We start from the raw sequence: 21,934 nt of genomic DNA on the forward strand, positions 1-21,934 counted from the left end.
TCGGTTCGTTGACTAGGACGCGGAGTCGCCCGGCGCGACGGCCGCGCGGGCGGTCTTCGCGAGAATGGCGAGGTCGCCGACGAGCGACCAGTTCTCGACGTAGGAGAGGTCGAGCCGCACGGTGTCCTCCCACGACAGCGTCGACCGGCCGCTGACCTGCCACAGGCCGGTGACGCCCGGCTTGACGAGGAACCGCCGATGGACATGCGTGGCGTACTGCGCGACTTCGCTGGGAAGGGGAGGGCGAGGACCGACGAGTGACATCGATCCGCCGATGACGTTGAAGAGCTGAGGAAGCTCGTCGAGGCTGAACTTCCGCATGATCCTGCCGATCGGAGTCACACGCGGATCGTTCTTCATCTTGAACATGACCTCGTTGCCCGAGTCCACGCCCTGCTCTCGACGCTCGCGCCAGAGCTGTTCGAGCATGTCTTCTGCATTGGTGACCATGGAGCGGAACTTCAGCATCGTGAACTCGGTGCCACCGCGGCCGACGCGGACCTGCCGGAACAGGACGGGCCCCTCCGAGGAGAGCCGCACGCTCATCGCCAGGAATGCCAGGAGCGGACTGAGCACGACGACGCCGACGACGCTCGCGACGATGTCCACCGCACGCTTCAAGAACAGCTGCCCCTTGCTGAAGCGGGGTGTCTCCACGTGGATCAGCGGCAGCCCGGCGACCGGACGGGTGTGGAGACGTGGTCCCGCGATGTCCACGATGCTGGGGGCGAGAACGAGGTGCTGGCGTCCGGCTTGAAGGTTCCACGAGATCTGCTTGACCTTGTCGGGGGGAAGCTCGTCCGTGCTCGTGACGGCGACGGTGTCAGCCGCCGTGCGTTCCATCGCCCGCTCGATCGCGTCGACGCTGCCCATCATCGGGATCGCGGTTCCGGGGACGAAGTCCGCGACCTTCCCGGTCGGCGTGCAGGCGCCGACGACGTGGTAACCGGCGCTCGGCGTCCGCAGGAGTTCGCGGGCGATCTGCGCGACGGACTCTTCGGAGCCGACGAGAAGGACGCGCGCCGAGTAGGCACCGGTACGCCGCTTCATGATGAGCCACTGCCGCCACAGCCAGCGCGTCCACAGAAGCACGAAGACCCCGAACGGCAGGCTCAGCAGGAGGAACCCGCGCGCGATGTCGATGCGCGTCAGGAAGGCGATGATCGCGATCGCGCCGAACAGCCGCAGACTCGCATCGACGATGCGGAGGTATTCGGTCGAGCCCGAGCCCAACACCCGGATGCTGCGCGAATCGTTCCACGACAGCGCGCCCATCCAGAGGAGGACGAGCAGGATCGAGAACACCCAATAGGAGACGTCGGTGATGCGCGCATCGTCACGAATGGCGACTTGGGCGTTGCCGAAGCCGAACCACGCGATCTGGGTACCGAAGACGACCCACATCAGGACGAGGAAGTCGCTGAGGACGAGCCGACGTTGAAAACGCCGACGCCAGTCGTCGAGTGGAGCAGGAGCAGGGGGCATGGGGATGGCGGCCTGAACCGACGGTGCCACGCGATCCGGGGCGCTTGCCGCGCCCTGAGCGGTGGGTCCTGTCGAGTCGTGAGGCGACTCCGGCGTCGCATCGACCTGAAAGCCGGTCGACACTTCGGCGTCCTCCTTCTGTTCCTCTGGTCCTGGGCCCCCCGGCTCTCGGGAGATTATCAGCCGAATGTGTCAGGCGTGTGACGCCTGCCAGCTCGGTTACTCCCGGTGACACCTGAGCGTAGGGGCCAAGGGAGGCCGGCTCATCATCCTTTTGGTGAAAACTTGGTGACTCAGGTGACTCAGATGAGAGCGGTACCGACGACCACGAGGGCGAGATACGTCACGTTGTAGACGACGTGGGTGAGCACCGCACCCCAGATACGGCCCGTCAGGAGCACGACGAGCGCGCACGTGGCACCGACGGCGAAGAGTTGGATGCCGTCGCTCAGCGTCAAGACGCCGGCGGTCGCATGCAGCAGCACGAAACCGCCCGCCGACACCAGCAGCGCCGTCATTCCGGCGGCGACACCACCCACGCCGCGTCGCAGCAGCTGGTAGACCGCCACGAGCACGACCGTCCGGAAGAAGAACTCCTCCACCACGGGCGCGATCACCCCCGCGGGGAGGGCGTCGGTGAGCCACCATCCGGACGGCAGGGATCCGTCGAGGCTCACGGCGGAGGGGAAGGAGGCGGCATCCGCGCCGCTCACCCATCCCTGCATCATGCGCAGTGCGATCCCCAGCCCGAGGCCCCACAGCAGATCGGTCGGCCGGAAGCGCAGGAGCCCGGCAGGCCGGCCGCGCAGGAAGGCGAAGGCGATCGCAGCACCGAGTCCCGCCCACAGCACGACGGTCGACGCGAGCGGTGCCCACGGCGCCGCGATGCGACTGACCGCCCCTCCCCCGACCACACCGATCCCGACGCCGATCAGCGCCGCCGACAGCACCGTCAGGTCCCACCGCCGCACGGCACGGCCGCCCTCGCGCCAGTCGGTGCGCTTGCGGCGCCGGCGCGGCCGATGGGCGGCATCCGGGGTCGACACGGGCGTGGCCCGTTCCGACTCGCTGCGCTCGCTCGACGACCGGGACGCGCCGGCGGGAGCGGAATGTTCCGGCGCGCCGGACTCCCCCCTCGGCCGGGGGGAAGGCGAAGCGGGGTCGCTAAGCTGATCGGGCACGTGGCCAAACTACCGGTCGCGCAGCGAGCCACACACTCCCCCCGCTCCTCCCGACACCGGAAGTCACCGTGCTCGAGATCCTCACCGTGTGCACCGGCAACATCTGCCGCTCCCCTCTGGCCGCGCAGCTGCTGGCCCTCCGCCTCGCCGACCTGGACGTGTCCGTCACCAGCGCGGGCACGCGCGCACGCGAGGGGATGCCGATGACACCGGAGGCCGCCGATCTCGCCGCCGCCCGCGGCGTCGGCCCCGCGCTCACCGCGGCGCACGGCGCCCGCTACCTCACGCCGGCTCACGTGCACGGCGCCGATCTCGTGCTGGCGATGGCGCGCGACCACCGCCGCGAGATCGTCGAACTCGATCCGTCGCGCACGCGCAGCGCCTTCACCGCACGGGAGTTCGCGCGGCTCGCGGGCGACGTCACCGACGAGGAGCTGCGGACGGCCGCGGCCGGCGCGGGCGATGCGGCCGGTCCGCGGGAGCGGTTCGCGGCGGCGCTCGCCGTGATCGCCGGCCGTCGCGGGATCACTCTGCCCCCGGCATCCCCCGATGAGGACGACGTCGTCGACCCGTACGGACGCTCCGCGGCGACGTACGAACGCTCCGCGGCGGAGCTCGAGCCCGGACTCGCCGCCGTCGAGCGCGTGGTGCGGATCGCGCTGACCGGTCGTTGAGCGAGCGCAGCGAGTCGAAACGCCCCACCCCCACCCATGCGGTCGTTGAGCGAGCGCAGCAAGTCGAAACGGCCACCCCCACCCATCCGGTCGTTGAGCGAGCGAAGCGAGTCGAAACGCCTGTGGATAACTCACTCCAGTGTCGTATCTATGTTCTAATGTCGCAGGCGTGGAGAACCGACTCGATGGCATCGCCGCAGCGCTCGACGCGCTGACGGCCGCCGGTGGTGGCCGGGCTCCGGAGGCGCTCTCATCGGGCGAGCTCATCGAGGTGAACCGCATCTTCGGTCAGCTCATGCGACAGGTGGATGCCGCGTTCGCTCCCGTCGCCGCGGAGATCGCGCGGCAGTCGCGACCGCAGCTGGGCGGCGACTCCCTCGCGAAGCGGCAAGGCTTCCGGTCTCCGGTCGCGCTGATCCAGGCGACCACCGGCACGAGCGTCGGCGAGGCTATCAGGCTGGTGCAGGTCGGCGAGGCCACGGCGTCGCGGGCGACGTTCGGCGGCGACGAGCGGCCGGCGGCGCATCCGCATGTGGCGGCGGTGGTCGCGGCGGGCACGCTGGGTATGACGGCGGCATCCGCGATCATCGGGCTGCTCGATCGGCTGGCACTGCGGGTCGACCCAGACCGTCGAGACGCGGCCGAGCAGGACTTGTGCGAACGGGCACCGGGGCTCCGCGCCAACGAGCTGTCGCGGCTGCTCGCGCGGGCCGAGGCGCAGCTCGATCCCGACGGCATCGCCGCCGCACACGAGGAGCACCGGTCGCAGCGTGCCTTGCGCGTCCAGGAGCGCGACGGGATGCTGCATCTGACCGGCGTGTTCGACGTGGCCAGCGGTGCGCCCATCAAGACCGCGCTCGATGCGATGGTGACGCGGGTTCTCCAGCAGAACGAGCATCGCGATGACGCGGCGCGAGACGAGCGCACGTTGCCACAGATGCGCGCCGACGCTCTCTACGAGCTGTGCGCGCACGCTCTCGGATGCGATCGGGTGCCGACTGCGGCGACGACGACCGTCGTGGTGCGGATGACCCTCGACGAGCTCGAGTCGGGGCGAGGATTGGCGAGCATCGACGGGTTCGACGCCGCGCTGCCCGCGGCCGAGGTGCGGCGGCTGGCGGCGGATCTGCAGGTCATTCCGTGCGTGCTCGGCGGCGACAGCGAGATCCTCGATTGGGGACGCGCGCGGCGACTGTTCTCCTCGGCGCAGAAGCTGGCTCTCGCCGAACGGGACGGCGGCTGCGCCTTCTGCGGGGCGCCCCCGCCGTGGACGCACGGTCATCACCTCTCCTGGTGGGATCGAGATACCGGACCGACCGACATCGACAACGGCGTGCTGCTGTGCACCGGATGCCACCATCGCGTGCACGACGACGGTTGGGAGATCCGCATCGACGGCCGCGGCACGGCGGCAAGCGTCTGGTTCGTGCCGCCGCCCTGGATCGATGCGGACCGCACACCACGGCTCGGCGGGAACGCGCGGTATGCACTCCGGGGGTGAGTCCGGGTGCGAACGACCCACCCGCACGGCATCGTGCCGTTGCCGCCTGGACACCGGCACGAAACATGGCCTATGGCAGACTGAGTCCGATCGTCCGGCCTCCACCCCCCTCTTGGCCGGCAGCGCGTCTTCGAGAGGCACCATGGAGCTCAGCGACTACATCCGCATCCTCCGCAAGAACTGGCTCGTGATCGTTGTCCTGACCCTCCTCGGGCTCGGGGCGGCCGCGGGGTACTCGCTCACGCGCACGCCGATCTATGAATCGTCGAGCACGGTCTTCGTCTCGACCCAGACGGCGGGCACGGCTGCGGAGCTTCAGCAGGGCTCCAACTTCACTCAGGCCCGCATCAACACGTACGTCGGTCTCGTGAGCACGCCCGTGGTCCTCAACCCGGTGATCGCCGACCTCGGTCTCGCCGTGACGGCGGAGTCGCTGGCGGGGCGCGTGAAGGCGTCGGCCACGCTGAACTCGACCCTGATCACCATCAGCGTGTCGGACCCCGACGCGGTCCAGTCGGCGAAGCTGGCGAACGCGATCGCGGCCAGCCTCGCGTCGGCGGTGCCGCAGCTCGAGCCCGAGACCGCGGCGGGCGGGAGCCCCGTCCGCCTGAGCCGCGTCAGCGACGCGCAGCCGGCGCTGAAGCCGTCGAGCCCCAACGTCCCGCTGAACCTCGCGCTCGGAACGCTCATCGGGCTCGCGCTCGGCATCGGTGTCGCCGTCCTGCGCACGACGCTCGACAACCGCGTGCGCACGCCGCGCGACGCCGAGCAGATCACCGGCGCCCCCGGCATCGGCGCGATCGCGTACGACGCGAAGGCGAAGGAACGCCCGCTCATCGTGCACGCCGACCCCCTCAGCCCGCGAGCCGAGTCGTTCCGGGCACTGCGCACGAACCTGCAGTTCCTCGACATGGGCGGCCGGTCGAGTTTCGTGATCACCAGCTCCATCCCGAGCGAGGGCAAGTCGACCACGACGATCAACCTCGCCATCGCCCTGGCCGACGCCGGAAAGCGCGTCGCCCTGCTCGACACCGACCTCCGCAAGCCCAAGGTCGCCGAATACCTCGGCCTGGAGGGCGGAGCGGGCCTCACCGACGTTCTCATCGGACGCGCCAAGGTCAGCGAGGTCATGCTCCCGTGGGGTGGCCGCAGCCTCTTTGTGCTCCCCGCCGGCAAAGTGCCGCCGAACCCGAGCGAGCTGCTCGGCTCGCACCAGATGAGCATGCTCCTCGACATGCTCGAGCAGGACTTCGACGTCGTCCTGTGCGACGCGCCGCCCCTGCTCCCCGTGACGGATGCCGCGATCCTCGCGCGCGCCACGAGCGGCGCGCTGCTGATCGTCTCCGCCGGCAAGACCACCCGTCACCAGCTCACCGGGGCGACCGAAGCGCTCAACACGGTGGGCGCCAAGCTCGCCGGGTTCGTCATGTCGATGGTGCCCACACGCGGTCCCGACTCCTATTACTCCGCCTACGGGTACGGATACGGCTACGGGTACGGGTACCGCGAGGCCCCTGCGAAGAGCGACAAGGCCGGCCGCAAGGCGGAGAAGCGCCGCGGACGGTCGACGCCGCTGGCCACCGTCCCCGCAGCGCCGACGCTGGACGAGCTCGGGTTCGACTCCCGCCGCGAGGCGCGCGAGGCCGACAGGGAGAGCTGACACGTGCCCCGCCAGCGCCGCTTCACCGCGACGCGGGGCGGTGTCACCGTCATCGCGATCGGGCTCACCGTGCTCGCTGTCGCGGTCGCCGCCCTGAGCATCGCCGCGCTCCGTCAGGGGCGCGGTCCCGCCGACGCCGAGACGACCGCCGGCCCGGCGCCGACCTTCACCTACGTCCAGCGGACACCGACGGCCTCCGCCGTCCCCACCCCCACCCCGACGGCACCCGCCGACACGGCCCCGGGCCCCGACGAGCGGTTCCTGTCCGTCGGCGCGGAGGCCATGTGGCGCGGCACCGCCGGCGCGTGCGGAGGAGCGGCACCACTGATCGAGCGCTCCGGCGACGAGGGCACCACCTGGCAGAACGTCACGCCCACCGCGAAAGGCATCGCGCAGCTGCAGAGCCTCACCTCCTTCGGCGGCCGCAACGCGACGGCCGTCGCCGATCTGGGCGCCGCGTGCGCCAAGACCACCCTGCGCACCTACACCGATGGTCAGTTCTGGGAGCCCTACCCCGACATCTTCGCCGTCGACACCTACGCCCTCCCCGGCGAGCGCGCGGTCGTCGTCGACGGCGCGAAGATCGCCGCGCCGTGCGCCACCCCCTGGGGTCTGCGTTCGACGGGCGGGGTGGCCGCGCTCGTGTGCGACGGCACCGCCTATCGGCTCGACGGCCAGGCCTGGACCGCCCTCTCGGGCGGCGCGCGCGCCGTCGCCGTGACCTCCGGCGGCGTCTACGTCGCCCAGACGGATGCCGCCTGCACCACCACCGCCACCACGACCACGACCACGACCACCGCCGGCATCCGCGTCACCGGCCATCCCACCGGCTCGTCGGCGATCGACCTCGGCTGTGTCGAGATGGACGCGGCGGAGGCGGCCGGCCCGGTCGCCCTCGACGCGACGGCGACGGGCTCGGGCACCAGCCTCGCCCTCTGGGCCGGAACGCGCATCATCGCCGTCGCGAACTGAAGGCTCCCGGCCGAGCCGGGCTCAGGACGCGAGAAGGTCGGCGACGCGGCGGCGCAGCTCGCGCGGCGCGAACGGCTTCACGACGTAGTCGTCGGCGCCGGCCCCGCGGGCCGCGTCGATGTCGCTCTGCGCCGACTTCGCCGTCAGCATGATGATGCGCGTCTCGTCGAAGGCGTGGTCCTGGCGCAGCGTGCGGCACACCTCGATGCCCGTCATCCCCGGCATCATCCAGTCGAGCACGATCAGGTCGGGACGCTGCGCGGATGCCGCCGCGAGGCCGCGCTGGCCGTCGCCCGCGACATCGACCGAATGGCCGGCGATCGTCAGCACGGTGCGCACGAGTTCGGCGACGTCGGCGTCATCGTCGACCACGAGCACATGCGCCATGGGTGTGGCCTCCACCGAGTCTGCCCCTCGTGTACCTAGTTTCCACCCCGATTGCCATTAGCGTACTCGTATGAGAGCCCCCGGGGTGGAATACTCCGTCGCACACCGACCCGCGGCTCTCCGTCGTCGCCCCCGCAGCGCCGCGCGCAGCAATGGCGCGCGGTCGCGTTCTGGGTGGGCGGCAGCGCGCTCATCTTCGGCCTCTCCTTCCTGGCCGTCGCCTTCGCACTCCCGGGGATGGTCGTGGCATTGTGGTGGCCCGCTGCGGGGGTCTCGGCCGTGCTGGTGCTGCGTGCCCGGGCGGCGCACCGGCCGTCGGCGGTCGCGATCGTGCTCGTGGTCACCACTCTCGGTAACCTCTTCGCCGGTCGGCCGGTGGGAGTCAGCGCCCTGTACGGCGCGGCGAACGCGGTCGAGGTGGCACTGCTGGCCTGGCTGCTCCTGCGCGGCCGGGAGGACGCACGTCTGCGCACCACGAACGACGCCGTGCGCTTCGTCGCCTGGGCGGCCGTGGCGGCGTTGGTGTTCGCGCTCACGATCGCGCTGATCAACGCGGTGCTCGGAAGCGCCGACGCGCTGCCCGCCGCGCTCGCGACGGGCGCGTCGCACTTCTCCGCCGTGCTGCTGATCGTGCCGCTCGCGCTCTTCGATCCGCAACCCCAGTCGCCGCCGGCCGCCAGCGAGCTGGTCGGCCAGTTCATCCTCATGGTCGTCGTGCTCGCGGCGGGACTCGGCCCCCTGACACGGCTTCCCCTCGCGTTCCTCGTCTTCGTTCCGCTCGCGTGGGCGACACTGCGTTTCCCGCCGCTGCTCGCACACCTGCAGGCGCTCGCCATCGCGGTCGTCACGGTCGTGTACAGCAGGGTGAGCGTCGGTGTGTTCGCCACCTCGACCATCGACACGACCGAGCTGTCGATCACGGTGACGATCTTCCTCTCGGCGATCGCGATCTTCGCGGTGTCGACCACCACCGAGCGCAACGAGTCCCTCGTCAACGCGCGCACGGCCGTGGATGCCGCCGAGACGGCCGCCGAAGCGGCGCGGGCGACCGCCGCGACGCTGCAGGTGCGCTACGACCTGGAACGCCAGCGTCAAGACTTCCTCTCCACCACCAGCCACGAGCTGCGCACGCCCGTCACGATCATCGCGGGCTACACCGAGCTCCTCGGCGAGATCGATCTGCCGAGTGAGGCGAGGCCGTGGGTGGACGCGATCCACCGCAACACCGGACGCCTCGCCGGCATGCTCGACGACCTCCTCTCCTTCAGCCGCACGCAGGCCGAGCGTCCACGGCCCACCGACATCGCCGCCACCGATCTGGTGACCACCGTCGTGAGCCGGCACGTCGAGGTCGCCTCCGCGCGAGATCTCGCCGTCACGGTGGGGGCGATCGGCGATCTCGGCGTCATCGCCGATCGCGACGACGCCATCCGCGCCCTCGGCAACCTGGTCTCCAACGCCGTGAAGTTCACGCCGGACGGCGGTCGCGTCCACATCGAGGCGACCGACGTCGCCGGCGACGTCATGATCACCGTCAGCGACACCGGTCCCGGCATCGGTCCCGACGCGCTGGGCCAGGTCTTCGATCCCTTCTACCGCGGAGAGCAGTCCGAGGTGCGCGCCATGCCCGGCACGGGACTGGGACTGCCGATCGCGCGTATGCTCGCGCGGCGCAACGGGGGCGAGGTCATGCTCGTGTCCCTTCCCGGTCACGGCACGAAGGCCACGCTGCTCCTTCCTCGCGTCGGTGGCGCGGACGACCTGGATGAGAGCGCGGAGGACGCTCAATAGACTGCCGTGTGAGGAACCGATGACCACCCCCCGCGTCGAGAGTCGATGGGCCGACAGCCAGCTGATCGGCACCGTCGTCAGGTCCGTGTGGCAGTGGCAGCTCGTGGTCGCCTTCAGCACGGTCGCGGTCGCCGTGGGCATCGCGCTGCTCGATCCGCACCTCTTCGGCGACATCGCCTTCCTCGCCGGCCTCACCGCCATCGCGGGCGCCACGATCGCCGCGATCGTGATCCCCTGGGCGCGCCACCGCGACGCCGTCGTCGCGCTGCCCCTGTTCGACGCCGCCGCCATCGGGTTGCTCGCGATGTCCGACGAAGCGCTCGGCTACCTCTGGGTCATCCCCATCGCGTGGGTCGCGACCTACTACTCGATGGCGGCCGTCACCGCCGCGCTGGTGGTCGTGCTGGCCCTCCAGCTGTGCCGCTGGGCCGTTCCGGGCAGCGCCGCCGCCTCGCCGCTCGAGATCGTCATCGTCCTGCTCGCGCTGGGCTTCCTCGGCGTCGCGATGAACCAGGGCGCGCGACGAACACGGGCGTTCCGCCTCCTCATCCGCCGCCAGTCCCGGCAGCTCGACCGCTCGGTCGCGCGGATGACCGTCCATGAGGACCGCGCCAACGGACTGTTCGACACGATCAGCACCGCGCTCGCCCGTGTCGACGACCGCGGTCAGCTCGATCTCGCGAACGCCGCGTACCGGCACCTCTACGCCTACGACAACGACGACTACCGGCATCCCCCGCGCGCCGTCGAGTACGACGGCTATCGCGGCACGGCGCTGCCGCGCGAATCGACCTCCATCGCGCGCGCCGGACGCGGCGAGCGCACCGAGAACGAGCTGCTGTGGCTCTACGACGCGAGCGGCAACTGGCGCGCGCTGTCGCTGTCGATCCGGGGTCGCACCGTGATGCAGGAGTCGGCGCCCGACGCGGAGGTCTCGATCATCCAGCTCGACGACGTGACCGCGCACGAGTTCGAGCGTCGACAGCAGCGCGCGGCGACCAGCGCCGTCTCCCACGAGCTGCGCAACCCCCTGACGGTGATCCTCGGGCACGCCGACCTGCTGCTCGACAGCGACGAGCTCACGCCCGCGCAGCGAGAGCACGCCGCGCTCATCGAGGGCGCGGCCGAGCGGATGATCACGCTCACGGCATCCTTGCTCGACACGCACCGCACGACCGATCACGCCGACGGATTCGATCTGCGCGGGCTCTCGATCGCCACGGTCGACGCCTTCGCGCCGGCCGCGGCCTCGGCCGACATCGATCTCACCCGCGACGGCGACGAGCCGCTCCCGGTCGCGGGGGACGGCTTCCGGATGCGTCAGGTGGTCGACAACGTCATCAGCAACGCCATCAAGTACACACCGCGCGCCGGGACGGTCCGTGTGTGGACGACCCGAGAGGGGGACGAAGCCGTGCTGCGCGTCGCGGACTCCGGCATCGGCATCGCGCCGTCCGATCTGGATAGTGTGTTCGTACCGTACTTCCGCGCCCGCAGCGCCACCGCGAGCGGCATCGCCGGCACCGGCCTCGGGATGTCGATCGCGCGCACGATCGTGGAGGAGAACGGTGGCACCATCGCCCTGGACAGCGCGCTGGGATCGGGAACGACCGTCACGGTCCGCCTCCCTCTGACGCACGGACGAGACGACGAGAGCGGGGACCAGGCGTGACCGAGATCGAACCGCTGCTCATCACCCTGTCGACGGTCTGCACGGCCATCATGATCGGCCTGGGCTTCCTGCCGCATCCCTCCCGTGAGTCCGCGATCTGGTCGAGCGCCTTCGTCGCCGCGATGGTCGCGACCTATTTCGATGCGGCGTCCGAGACCCTCGGCGGTGCCTGGCCGCGCGCCCTCGCGGAGGCCCTCAACGTCGCGGCGCTCGGCCTGGTCTGGGTCGGCATCCGGGTGCGCATCGGACGACGCCACGTGCTGCTCGTGCCGACGCTGCTCGTGTCGGCGCTGGTGGCGGTCGCGCTCGCGGTGAGCGCCGACACCGAGGCGCAGCCGCTCGTCCTCGCCGTCGGGCTCGTGCTCGTCGCCGCCGTGTCGGCCGCCATCGCCATCGAGCTGTTCGCGGTGCGCTCCGCACAGCGCGCCGCGACCATCCCGCTCACCATCGCCGCGGGGCTCATCAGCGTCTTCGCCCTCATCTGGTTCGTATCGGGCCTCGTCCGTCATGCGGAGGACAGCATCGGCACGCTCCTCATGGCGCAGCAGTATGCCCCCGCCGTCGCGGTGGTCACGCTGGTCACCGCCCTGGTGTCGCTGCTCCTGCTCGTACGCACGGAGGCGCCCGTCGCCGACGAGGACGCGCCCACCGGGTTCCGCGCCGTCGCCGTCGATCGCCTCGTCCGCGCCGAGCGCTTCGACGACGCGTGGTGGTCGCTGCTCGACGTGCGCCTCGACGATCCCCTCGCACTGCGCGAAGCCTCCAGCGCGCTCGCCTACACCCGCGTGCTCGACCGCTTCGCCGCGGACGTGTCGGCCGTCTTCCCCGCCGAAGCCGACCTCGACCGCGTCGAGCCGAACCGCATGCTCGTGCTCCTGCCGCGGCACGAGGCCGCGGTGCGGCCGATGCTGCGTTCGCTGCTGGAGCGTGTGTCGACGGTGTCGAGCGACCAGTCCATCGATGTGCGACTGTCGGCCAGCATCGGATGGGCGAGCGTCTCGCTCATCGGCTACGACCTCGACGACCTCATCGCCGCCGCCGCGGCCGCGGCCGACGAGGCCCAGCTGTCCGGCGGCGACCGCTGGGAGCGCGCGAGCATCGTCGCCTAGGCCGTCCCCCTTAGGATCAGTGGCGTGAGCCCACTCCCCCGTCCGGCGCGCACCGCGGGCCGCGCCTTCGCCTGGATTCTGGCCGGCGCCCTGGTGCTCGGCCTCTTCGCCGCCGTGTGGATCGGTGTGCGCGGCGCGATGGCCTACCAGCACCTCACCCGCATCCAGACCGGAGCCGACGACAGCACGGCGGCCCTCGCGGACGACCCGGCGGCGGCCGCCCCGACCCTCGCGCGGCTTGCGACGGATGCGGCGGCCGCGCACGAGCTCACGTCCGACCCGATCTGGGCCCTCGCCGCGCACACACCGTGGATCGGCCCGCAACTCGCGGCGTTCGGCACGGTCGCGGCCGCCTCCGACGAGCTGCTCCGCGAGAGCCTCCTGCCGCTCGCCACCGCCGCGCAGGGCATATCGGTCGACGCGCTGCGCCCTGTCGGCGGGCGCATCGACACGAGCGTGCTCACCGGTATCGCCGCACCGGCGCAGGATGCCGCGACGAAAGCGACCTCGGCGGCGGAGGCGGTTCAGGAGATCGATCGCACGCCCCTGGTCGGCGTGGTCGGCACGGCCGTCGACCGCGCCGACGACCTGTTCACGCGGGTCGCGACCGCCGTGGACACCGTGTCGCGCACCGCGCAGCTGCTGCCCGACATGCTCGGCCAGAACGGTCCCCGCAACTATCTCGTGCTCGTGCAGAACAACGCCGAGTGGCGCTCACTGGGCGGGATCGCCGGCGCGGCCATCGTGGTGCACACCGAAGGCGGCGCACTGTCCCTGTCGGGCACGCTTTCCTCGCGCGACTTCCCCCGCGGCTACGACGAGCCGGTCGCTCCGCTCTCGGAGGAGGTGGTCGGCATCTTCGACACCAAGCCCGCCCGCTACTTCCAGAACCTCACCCAGATCCCCGACTTCTCGGTGGACGGCCCGATCGCGCGCGCGATGTACCGGCTGAAGAGCGGCAGCGACGTCGACGGCGTGCTCGCGGTCGACCCGGTCGTGCTGTCGTACCTGTTGAAGACCACCGGCCCCGTCTCGCTGCCCACCGGCGACACCCTGACCGCCGAGAACGCGGTCCCTCTGCTCCTGAACGAGGTGTACCTGCGCTACACGAACCCGGCTGAACAAGACGCCTTCTTCGCCGGCGCCGCCGGAGCGGTCTTCCAGGCTCTCGCGGACGGGCGCGGCTCGGCATCCGGGCTCATCGAAGCCCTCACGCGCGCGGGTGAGGAACACCGCCTCCTCGCCTGGAGCGCCGATGCCGACGAGCAGAAGCTCATCGACGGCACCGTCGTCGCGGGTCAGCTTCCCGTCACCGACGCCCGCACCGCGCGTTTCGGCGTCTACCTGAACGACGGCACCGGCTCCAAGATGAGCTACTACACCGAGCCGGACGTCTCGCTCGCCTGGGCTTCCTGCCTCCCCGCCGGAACGGTGGCGTCGAGGCAGCTCACGCTCCAACTGACGCTCACCAGTCGCGCACCGGCGGATGCCGCCGAGTCGCTTCCGTCTTACGTCACGGGCGGCGGCAACTTCGGCACGCCCGCGGGAACGACGGAGGTCGTCGGCAACCTCTACCTGCCCGAGGGGTTCGAGCTGGTCTCCGCCGAAGCGACCAACGGTGCCGGGTTCGCCGGCGGCATGCACGAGGGGCGGCGCGTTCTGACGTTCGACATCGATCTCGATCCCGGAGCATCGACAGGGCTGACCGTCATCGTCCGCGCGACGACGCCCGTCGCCGATGCCCAGGCGCTCGTGACCCCGACGGCGGATGCCCGTCGCAGCCCCGTCGTCGTGGCGACGTGCGGGGTCGGTTAGACTCCCTGCAACCGCGACAACCGCCGAGCTCCACCGAGGCCGCACCGCAGATCGCAGGGAGAAGCTCCATGACCCGCTCGCACCGCTCCACCGACCGGCTCCGCGTCGCACGCGTCGCGGGGGCGAGCCTGCTGGGCGCCGCGCTGGCGCTGTCCCCGGTCGCCGCCCAGGCGTCGACGATCTACCCGCCGGTCGACTCCTGCACGAGCTCCCCGGCGAGCGTGCCCGCGGGCGGCACGCTGTCGTTCGTCTGCGCGTCCGGCACCTTCGCCGCGAACGAGCCCGTGACGATCACCGTCACCGGCGAGAACGGTCGCGACGTCGCGTTCGGCATCGTGCGCTTCGCGATCAGCACGGGCAGCGTCACGCGCACCTCCGACGCCACCGGCGCCCTGCCCGCCGTGGGCATCACCCTCCCTCAGAACGCGAGCGGGGTCTACAACATCGCGGCGATCTCCCGCAGTTCCGCGGGCGGCACGGCGAGCACCTCCATCACGGGGGCGGACGGGCTGCCGAGCACCGGCGGCGACAGCGGCCAGCTGGTCGGCGTCTGGGTGGGCGGCGGCGCGCTCGTCCTCGCGGGCGCCACCGTGCTGATCGCCCTCGCCGCGCGGCGGCGACGCGACCGCGACGATCGCTGACGGACCAGCACCCGCTACAGTTCAGGAGTGTCCTCCTCCCCCCGCAGGCGCATCTCCCGCCGCGCGATCGTCATCACCGCGATCTCAGCGGGAGCCGTCCTCGTGCTCGGCGCGATCGCCGTCGTCGGGGTCTTCATCACCCAGGGGGTGCACGCCGTGCTCGCACAGCCGCCCGCCGTCGGCACGACCGTCATCGCGCCCGAGCAGTCGAAGGCGCGCGTCGCGCTGGACCACATCGACATGGCGGCCGACGCCACCGCCGCCACGCAGTATCTCGCCGCCCAACCGACGGCCTACTGGCTCACGCCCGAGCAGGATCCGATCGGCACGGTCGGCGGCACGGTGCTCAGCCTCATCGCGCAGGGCCGCGACCAGGGCCGTGCGACCGCGATGGTCGTCTACGGGCTGCCCGACCGTGACTGCGGCAACCACTCCGCCGGCGGCCTGTCGCCCGACGATTACCCGCGCTGGGTGCGCGAGATCGGCAAGGCGCTGAAGACGGCGCCCGACGAACAGAAGATCGTGGTGCTCGAGCCCGACAGCATCGCTCTGACCAGTGAGTGCGGCGACATCCCGACGCGGGCGAAGTATCTCTCCGACGCCGTCGACGCACTGAGCTCGACCGGCACCTGGATCTATATCGACGGCGGCCACAGCGCCTGGCACAGCGCCGACGAGATGGCCGATCTCATCGGCCAGATGGGCATCATCGACCGGGTGCGCGGCGTCGCGACCAACGTGTCGAACTATCAGTCGACCTACGACGAGTTCGCCTACGCCCACGCCCTGTCCGCACGGCTCGGCGGCACGCATGCGGTGATCGACACCTCCCGCAACGGCCTCGCGACCGCGGGGGCCACCTGGTGCAACCCTTCCGGGCAGCGGGTCGGCGACCCCGGCGGCACCTTCGGCGACGACGTCGTCGACACCAACCTGTGGATCAAGCCCCCGGGCGAGAGCGACGGCACCTGCAACGGCGGCCCGGACGCCGGGCGGTGGTGGCCGCAGGCAGCGGAGGAGCTCACGCGCGACGTCCGCTGAGCGGGCCGCGGTCCCGCGGCGCTCCGCCGTGGCTAGACTGTGGCTCACCACCCTGCTCCACACCCCCCTAATGGAGAACCTCGGGCCCATGACCGATCCCTCGTTGCCGATGAAGACCGCCGTGATCATCGAAGATGATCCCGACATCCGCCACCTCATCGTCGAGGTGCTGGAAGCGGCGGGCTTCTCGACCGTCTCGGTCGGCAACGGCATCGACGGCGTGCGCGCCGTGCTCTCCTACCAGCCGCTCGTCACGACGCTGGACGTCAACATGCCCGGCATCGACGGATTCGAGGCGGCGCGACGCATCCGGGCGCAGAGCGACACCTTCATCATCATGATCACGGGCTTGGAAGAGGAAGCCGACGTCGTCGTGGGGCTCGGGTCGGGGGCCGACGACTACATCGTCAAGCCCTTCCGCCCGCGCGAGCTGCGCGCCCGCATCGACTCCCTGCTGCGCCGACCGCGTGCGACGATGACGAACGCCCCGCAGCAGGCGGCGCCGCGCCAGGAGGTCGCGGGCCCCTCCTTCCCCGGCGCGCGTCCCGGTCAGCGCGTGCCCGACTACGGGATGCCGTCGGCTCCCGCCGCGGGCTACGGCTATCCCGGCCAAGCGGCGCCCGCGGGATGGCCCGGGGTCGCGTCGCCGACCGGCGCTCCCGACGCCCAGCCGGGGCCATGGCCCACCGTCGAGCCGGTCGCCGACCCGCCCTACAGCTTCGACGAGGTCCGCCACACGGGGGCTCCCGCGGCGGCGGGCCAGCCCGCGGCATCCGCGCCGGCGGCACCGCCCGCGCCGGCGCAGCCGATCGTCGTCCCCTCCACCGTGGGGCCGCAGGTGCCCGGCACCGAGCTGGCCGCGCCGGGCGGCCCCGGCGCGGTCGTCGCGTTCACGGGACCCGGCTGGGTCGCGCACCGCGATCTCGCCGTCAACCCGGAACAGCGCGTCGCGGCGATCAACGGTCAGGAGCTCGTCCTGACGCGGACGGAGTTCGACCTGCTGGCGACGCTGATGGAGTCCAAGCGTCGAGTGCGCAGCAAGGCCGATCTGACTCTCGTGCTGCGCGGCGAGTCGTACGTGACGAGCTACTTCGTCGGCGAAGCCGACAAGCGCGCCATCGAAGCCCACATGACGAACCTCCGCCGCAAGCTCGGCGACAACCCGGCGAACCCGCGTTACATCGAGACCGTCCGCGGCGTCGGCTACCGGCTCACCTCGGAGCACGCCGCCTGATCCGGCCCGGCGCGGCGCCGGTCGTCAGACCTTGAAGCCCTGGTGCCGGCGGAACAGCTTGAACGACATGAGCACGGTCTGGATGACCGTGACGACACCGACGATCGGCCAGCCCACCCACAGGATGGCGGACTGCGCCACCGGGTCGAGCATGTTCCAGATGACCGCGACGGCGATCGCGACGATCGCGAGCATGATGAACGGCACCCAGTGCCCGATGCTGCCGCCGCCGCGCTCCGCACGCGCCTGCATCGCCCAGTTGTCGACCTTCTTGCGCGAGAGGAACCGCGTCCACGAGCGCAGGAAGTGGCTGATGCGGATCCACATGAACACCTCGGCCGGGACGATGAGCCCGGCGAACATGAGGTCTCGCGAATCGCATGCCTCCATCGTGCGCGCGACGCGCAGGTTCAGCATGGTCGCGATCACGGGCGGGATGAGCCACCACGGCGAGAAGACGAAGGCGTTGATCGACAGGGAGGCGATCAGCAGGGTCAGGAAGGCGACGCGCACGAACAGGTTGGTGAGCATCGAGAAGTTCTCGAACCACCGCAGGCGCAGGTTCGGGTGGAACGGCTGCCCCTTCGTGTCGCCGCGCTGACCGGGCCACATGAGCTCGATCGCGCCGTACGTCCACTTCACCTGCTGGGCGTCGTAGCCCTTCAGCGTCGTCATGCCGCCGACATCCGCGCGGGCGAACGGGCTGATCTTGGTGAGGTAGCCGGCGCTCTTGATCTGCAGCGACAGGAGCGAGTCCTCGACCTCGCTGTCCTTGACCCAGGGCGAGTTCTGGTGGTTCGCCTTCATCACGTCGCGCAGCGCCGTCGTCGAGAAGATCGAGAACTGCCCGCCCAGCACGGCCATGTTGCGCCCGCGCAGGAGGTTCTGGAGGTTGAAGGCGGCGAACTGCGTGCGCTGGCCGGCGATCAGGAACTTGGCGACCAGCCCCTGGATGGGCTTGTCGTCGATCGAGTAGATCGCCGAGATGCCGCCGATACGCGAGTCCGAGACCGCCTCGCTCTCGAGGAACTCGACCGCGCGACGGTCCGCGATCGTGTCGCCGTCGACACCGAGGAGGTAGTCGTAGCCCTCGACGAGCGCATAGCCGTAGTTGAGCGCCCCGACCTTCTTGTCGGGGTTCTTGCCGATGTCGTGCACGAACACCTCGGTGAACTGCTCCCCGAGTTCGGTCGAGATCTCGTGCGGTCCGCTGAACTCCGACGCGATCTTGACGGTGGCGTCGGAGGTGTTGTTGACGACGACGTGGATGACGTCGGGAACGCGACTCTGTCCGAGGAGGGAACGGATCACGTCCGCGATCGACTCCTCCTCGTTGTACGCGGGCACGACGCACCCGATCGTCGAGCGGTGGACCGTCGTGTGCTCGAGGACCGAGGCGAAGTCGTCGAGGTCGGGGATCGCGAGATCGGCCGGATGCGCCGACGCGTCCGGCGCCGGGAACGCGAACGGGTTCGCCGGGGGCGCCGGCGGCGTGGCGAACGGCGCAGCGGTGAACTGCGGTTCGGCTGCCTGCCGTCCGGTGTCAAAGGGCGTGCTCACGATAGATACCTCGTGTCTGCTGTGCTGAACAGACTATTGAGTGGAAGCGGTCGGAGAGAAGATGGCGACCGGCAGAACCTGATAGACGGTCTGCTGCGCGAAGCTCGAGTCGGTGTTGGCGGTGCCTTCCACCCACACCTGGAGCGCGAACTGCAGCGTGATCCCGTAGGTGTCCGCGGGAAGCTGATGGATCGTGGTGGTGGGCACGAGCAGCCCACCCTGGTAGCTGTTGAGCAGCAGACCGCGGTCGGAGCGCAGCGTGTCGGTCGGCACGAGCGTGCGCGGGTCGGCCGAGAACTGGAACGGCGACATCATCTGCTGCTGTCCGATCGTGGACTGCGACACCTGCGAGGTGACGCTGATCATCGACAGGTAGACCCGGCGCTTCTGCGTGAGGACGGCCTTCTCGTCGACGCGGTGGTCGTACACGTTGACGGCGAACCCGAAGGTCTTGTCGTTGTCGGGCGCCCACTCCTGCGTGCGCTTGGGGTCGGCCGCCCACACGTCGAGGCGCACCTCGAGGCCGTCGGCGACGTCGGTGGACAGCGACACCGACCCGTCGTAGGTGAAGGCGGAGTCGAACGGCATCGAGACCGCGGCCGACGCCGACGGGCGCGGTTCGGGCGTGGCGACGACGTTCTGCTGGAGACCGTTGAAGGCGCTCGCGATCTGAGTGCAACCGGTCAGCGAGGTCAGCACGACGAGTCCGGCCGCGACGGTGCCGACGGCGCGGAGCCGGGCGGGGCGGAGGGGGGCGGGAGGCATGATCGACACGTTATCTTCTGGGCGCTCCGCCGCCCGCGGAACTGGGGAAACCTCGACGCGGTCTTTACCCGATCTTGAGGAAGGGGCGGTCAGCCGCCGGTCTGGGCCGCGATGGCGATCGTGAGCGTGTCGCTGGCGGTCTGCTTCGCGAACTCCGTCGACGTGGGCGTGGTCTGCACGAGGAAGTCGTAGTCGAACTGGATCGTCACGTAGGTCGCCTCGGCGGGGACAGCGCCGACGTTGAAGGTGTTCGAGTAGCTGTAGGGCGAGAGCACGAGATAGCCGGGCGACACGGTCGACTGGTCGACCTGCGCGTCCAGCGGCGCGAAGGTCTCCGTCGCGTTCGCGGGGATCGCCGTCATCGACGCGCGCTGGAGGTAGACCTTCTGCCCGTCGTTCGGGGTGATCGTCGTGACCATCGAGAGGCTGATCGGCTTGACGGCCGTGGCGGTCCAGCGGTCCATGCGCAGCGTCGACCAGTAGTTCACGGTGGCCGAGACCGCCCCCGCGGTCAGGGTGCGCTGCGTCGAACCTCCGGACAGGTCGTTCGAGACGGGCGGCGCGACGGGCGCGGCCGAGGTCGCCGGCGGGGCGGCAGGTGTGGTTCCCGTGGCCCACGGCGCGGGTCCGCAGCCCGACAGCGGCAGCGCGACCGCGACGATCCCGATGGCGGCGAGGCGGAGCATGCGATGACGCGCCGACACTGCTGTGCGGGCGGCGCCCCTCCCGGCTCGTCCCATCCGTCAGGTCCCCTTCACGTCGCGAAACATTTACATATCGGAAACCGCGAGAGTTTGCAATCCGACAGACCCCTAGGCAATACTCGGGAGAGCATCAGCTACACCATACCGCTTCATTCTCATCCCCCCCATCTGCAACAAGACCGGATATACGGAACGAGCGGATCATCAGGTACCCCCAGACCGGATTCGAAAGCAGGCTCTCATGAAGCATCGATTCACCAAGGCGGTGGCCTCGGCCGCCGTCGCCGCAGCGCTCGTCTTCGCGGCGCCCGCCATGGCTCAGGCCTACACGCCGGGCGGCACCGTCGACGTCGTCTCGGACGCGCCCTTCACGGTGTCGGGAGACACCTACACGTTCTCGGGATTCGAGGCGGGCGCCACCGTCACGTTCACCCTGACCGGCGAGAACGCGGCCGCGGGCTCCCTCGCGATCGCCAAGTTCGCCGTGTCGTCGACCTCCACGACGAAGACGGCCAGCTCGTCGGGCGTCGCGGCGGTCACCGTCACGCTCCCCGCCGAGGCCAGCGGCAGCTACACCCTGTCGGCCACCGGTGCCCTGACGCCCGCGAGCGCGGGTGGGAGCGGCACGCTGCCGTCCACCGGTGGCGACAGCGAGTCGCTGCTCGGCATCTGGGTCGGTGGCGGGGCACTCGTCCTCGCCGGCGCGACGATCGCCGTGGCCGCCACGGTCCGCCGCGGCCGCCAGGAGACCAGCGCCTGACACGCACCACGCAACGAGAGAGCCTCCCCGGTCACGGCCGGGGAGGCTCTCTCGTTGTCGGGACGCCCGTGTCGCGGCATCCGCAGCGCGCTCAGCGCACGACGGCGGTGACGCTCGTGAGCCGCGACAGCACCTCCTGGCTGATCGAGCCGAGCAGGAAGCGCGCGAGCGCACCGCGCCCGTGCGTGCCCACGACGGCGAGGCGCGCGGTCATCGCGCGCGATCCGATGACCCGCGAGGGATACCCGCGCTCGACCACCCGCTCCACGACGAGGTCGGGGAAGTCGACGGCGAGACCGGCGAGGGCGACCGCCTGCATCTCCTCCGTCGCGGCCTGCATGTTGGCGAGGTACATCTCGGGGTACACCGCGAGTCCGTTGCGCGGGGCCTCCAGCGGCGTCCACACGCTCACCGCCGTCAGCGACTCGCCCAGCCGATCGGCCTCGCGGGCCGCGAAGCGCAGCGCGTGCTCCGAGACGGGCGAGCCGTCGATGCCGACCACGACGCCCGAGCGCCCCACCAGCTCCACGTCGGGGACGACGACGACCGGGCACGCGGCACCGGCGGCGATGCGGATGCCGTGAGCTCCCCGCGCCGGACCCGCGCCCGGCCCGCGGTAATCGCTGCCGATCACGAGAAGCGCCGCCTCCGCGCTGGCGTCGATCAGCCGCGAGACGGGGTCGCCGGCCTCCGCGCGGCAGACCACCGGGATCCCGGCATCCCGCACCGGCTCGGCGAGGCGCTCCAGCAACGTCTCCGTCGCCGCGACGGCCTGCTCGAGCACCGCCGCTTCACCGACGGTGCCGAGCACGCCGCCGACCACCGAGAGGAGCTCGATCCGCTGACTTCCCGGAGGCGCCGCCTGAGCCCGCTGCACTGCCCAGCGCACCGCGCGAACGGCGACGGGCGCACCCGTCACGGCTACAACGATCGAGTCGACCATGATCTCATCCCTCCGTCGGGATCGGCGTAGCAGAACCCT

At 70.8% G+C, this 21,934-nt stretch carries 19 protein-coding genes; 12 read left to right on the forward strand and 7 right to left on the reverse strand.

Going from position 1 to position 21,934, the window contains the following annotated elements:
* Positions 1 to 12: 12 nt before the first annotated feature.
* On the reverse strand, positions 13 to 1,485 hold the full coding sequence (locus tag MHO01S_RS04255; RefSeq protein ID WP_082734213.1) for a sugar transferase: 1,473 nt from the start codon (positions 1,483 to 1,485) through the stop codon (positions 13 to 15).
* A gap of 302 nt (positions 1,486 to 1,787) precedes the next feature.
* Positions 1,788 to 2,531, reverse strand: coding sequence for a CPBP family intramembrane glutamic endopeptidase (locus tag MHO01S_RS04260; RefSeq protein ID WP_061781874.1), 744 nt, complete (start codon positions 2,529 to 2,531; stop codon positions 1,788 to 1,790).
* Between the two features lie 203 nt (positions 2,532 to 2,734).
* On the opposite strand from MHO01S_RS04260, the gene MHO01S_RS04265 reads away from it, so the two are divergent.
* From MHO01S_RS04265 to MHO01S_RS04280, 4 genes are all read left to right on the forward strand, one after another.
* Entirely contained in the window at positions 2,735 to 3,340 is a 606-nt protein-coding gene (locus MHO01S_RS04265) for an arsenate reductase/protein-tyrosine-phosphatase family protein (RefSeq protein ID WP_061781875.1), read from the forward strand.
* Between the two features lie 169 nt (positions 3,341 to 3,509).
* Complete coding sequence (locus MHO01S_RS04270; protein ID WP_231735148.1) at positions 3,510 to 4,841, forward strand: HNH endonuclease signature motif containing protein; 1,332 nt, start codon at positions 3,510 to 3,512, stop codon at positions 4,839 to 4,841.
* 142 nt (positions 4,842 to 4,983) lie between these two features.
* Positions 4,984 to 6,501, forward strand: coding sequence for a tyrosine-protein kinase domain-containing protein (locus MHO01S_RS04275; RefSeq protein WP_060960284.1), 1,518 nt, complete (start codon positions 4,984 to 4,986; stop codon positions 6,499 to 6,501).
* A gap of 3 nt (positions 6,502 to 6,504) precedes the next feature.
* The gene (locus tag MHO01S_RS04280) at positions 6,505 to 7,473 is read left to right on the forward strand and encodes a hypothetical protein (protein WP_061781876.1); all 969 of its coding nucleotides are present in this window, start codon (positions 6,505 to 6,507) and stop codon (positions 7,471 to 7,473) included.
* A 21-nt stretch (positions 7,474 to 7,494) separates the two neighbouring features.
* Here the strand turns inward: MHO01S_RS04280 and MHO01S_RS04285 are convergent, their stop codons facing one another.
* Positions 7,495 to 7,860, reverse strand: coding sequence for a response regulator transcription factor (locus MHO01S_RS04285; protein WP_060960282.1), 366 nt, complete (start codon positions 7,858 to 7,860; stop codon positions 7,495 to 7,497).
* A 174-nt stretch (positions 7,861 to 8,034) separates the two neighbouring features.
* On the opposite strand from MHO01S_RS04285, the gene MHO01S_RS04290 reads away from it, so the two are divergent.
* The 7 genes from MHO01S_RS04290 to MHO01S_RS04320 all read left to right on the forward strand — a co-directional run bounded on the left by MHO01S_RS04290 (position 8,035) and on the right by MHO01S_RS04320 (position 17,163).
* A complete protein-coding gene (locus MHO01S_RS04290) occupies positions 8,035 to 9,651 on the forward strand; it encodes a sensor histidine kinase (protein ID WP_060960281.1) in 1,617 nt (538 codons plus the stop codon).
* Positions 9,652 to 9,670: 19 nt separating this feature from the next.
* A complete protein-coding gene (locus MHO01S_RS04295; RefSeq protein WP_060960280.1) occupies positions 9,671 to 11,323 on the forward strand; it encodes a sensor histidine kinase in 1,653 nt (550 codons plus the stop codon).
* A complete protein-coding gene (locus tag MHO01S_RS04300; protein WP_060960279.1) occupies positions 11,320 to 12,432 on the forward strand; it encodes a hypothetical protein in 1,113 nt (370 codons plus the stop codon). The genes MHO01S_RS04295 and MHO01S_RS04300 overlap by 4 nt, the downstream gene beginning before the upstream one ends.
* 24 nt (positions 12,433 to 12,456) lie before the next feature.
* A complete protein-coding gene (locus MHO01S_RS04305) occupies positions 12,457 to 14,247 on the forward strand; it encodes a DUF4012 domain-containing protein (protein WP_061781877.1) in 1,791 nt (596 codons plus the stop codon).
* Positions 14,248 to 14,315: 68 nt separating this feature from the next.
* A complete protein-coding gene (locus tag MHO01S_RS04310; protein WP_157553730.1) occupies positions 14,316 to 14,888 on the forward strand; it encodes a cell wall protein in 573 nt (190 codons plus the stop codon).
* Positions 14,889 to 14,915: 27 nt separating this feature from the next.
* Positions 14,916 to 15,929 (forward strand): glycoside hydrolase family 6 protein, encoded by a 1,014-nt coding sequence (locus MHO01S_RS04315; RefSeq protein ID WP_061781878.1) that lies wholly within the window; start codon positions 14,916 to 14,918, stop codon positions 15,927 to 15,929.
* Between the two features lie 88 nt (positions 15,930 to 16,017).
* A complete protein-coding gene (locus MHO01S_RS04320) occupies positions 16,018 to 17,163 on the forward strand; it encodes a response regulator transcription factor (protein WP_082808025.1) in 1,146 nt (381 codons plus the stop codon).
* A gap of 24 nt (positions 17,164 to 17,187) precedes the next feature.
* Here the strand turns inward: MHO01S_RS04320 and MHO01S_RS04325 are convergent, their stop codons facing one another.
* The 3 genes from MHO01S_RS04325 to MHO01S_RS04335 all read right to left on the reverse strand — a co-directional run bounded on the left by MHO01S_RS04325 (position 17,188) and on the right by MHO01S_RS04335 (position 20,174).
* Positions 17,188 to 18,723 carry a glycosyltransferase family 2 protein gene (locus MHO01S_RS04325; protein ID WP_060960276.1) on the reverse strand — a complete coding sequence of 512 codons (1,536 nt, stop codon included), beginning with the start codon at positions 18,721 to 18,723 and terminating at the stop codon, positions 17,188 to 17,190.
* 33 nt (positions 18,724 to 18,756) lie between these two features.
* Positions 18,757 to 19,488, reverse strand: coding sequence for a hypothetical protein (locus tag MHO01S_RS04330; RefSeq protein WP_060960348.1), 732 nt, complete (start codon positions 19,486 to 19,488; stop codon positions 18,757 to 18,759).
* An 89-nt stretch (positions 19,489 to 19,577) separates the two neighbouring features.
* Positions 19,578 to 20,174, reverse strand: coding sequence for a hypothetical protein (locus tag MHO01S_RS04335; protein ID WP_255266060.1), 597 nt, complete (start codon positions 20,172 to 20,174; stop codon positions 19,578 to 19,580).
* 259 nt (positions 20,175 to 20,433) lie between these two features.
* Between MHO01S_RS04335 and MHO01S_RS04340 the strand changes: the two genes are divergently transcribed.
* Positions 20,434 to 20,952 carry an LPXTG cell wall anchor domain-containing protein gene (locus tag MHO01S_RS04340; RefSeq protein WP_060960274.1) on the forward strand — a complete coding sequence of 173 codons (519 nt, stop codon included), beginning with the start codon at positions 20,434 to 20,436 and terminating at the stop codon, positions 20,950 to 20,952.
* A gap of 91 nt (positions 20,953 to 21,043) precedes the next feature.
* Here the strand turns inward: MHO01S_RS04340 and MHO01S_RS04345 are convergent, their stop codons facing one another.
* The gene (locus tag MHO01S_RS04345; protein ID WP_061781880.1) at positions 21,044 to 21,895 is read right to left on the reverse strand and encodes a universal stress protein; all 852 of its coding nucleotides are present in this window, start codon (positions 21,893 to 21,895) and stop codon (positions 21,044 to 21,046) included.
* Positions 21,896 to 21,934 lie beyond the last annotated feature (39 nt).

The organism is Microbacterium hominis NBRC 15708 (assembly GCF_001592125.1).
Taxonomy (GTDB): Bacteria; Actinomycetota; Actinomycetes; order Actinomycetales; family Microbacteriaceae; genus Microbacterium; species Microbacterium hominis.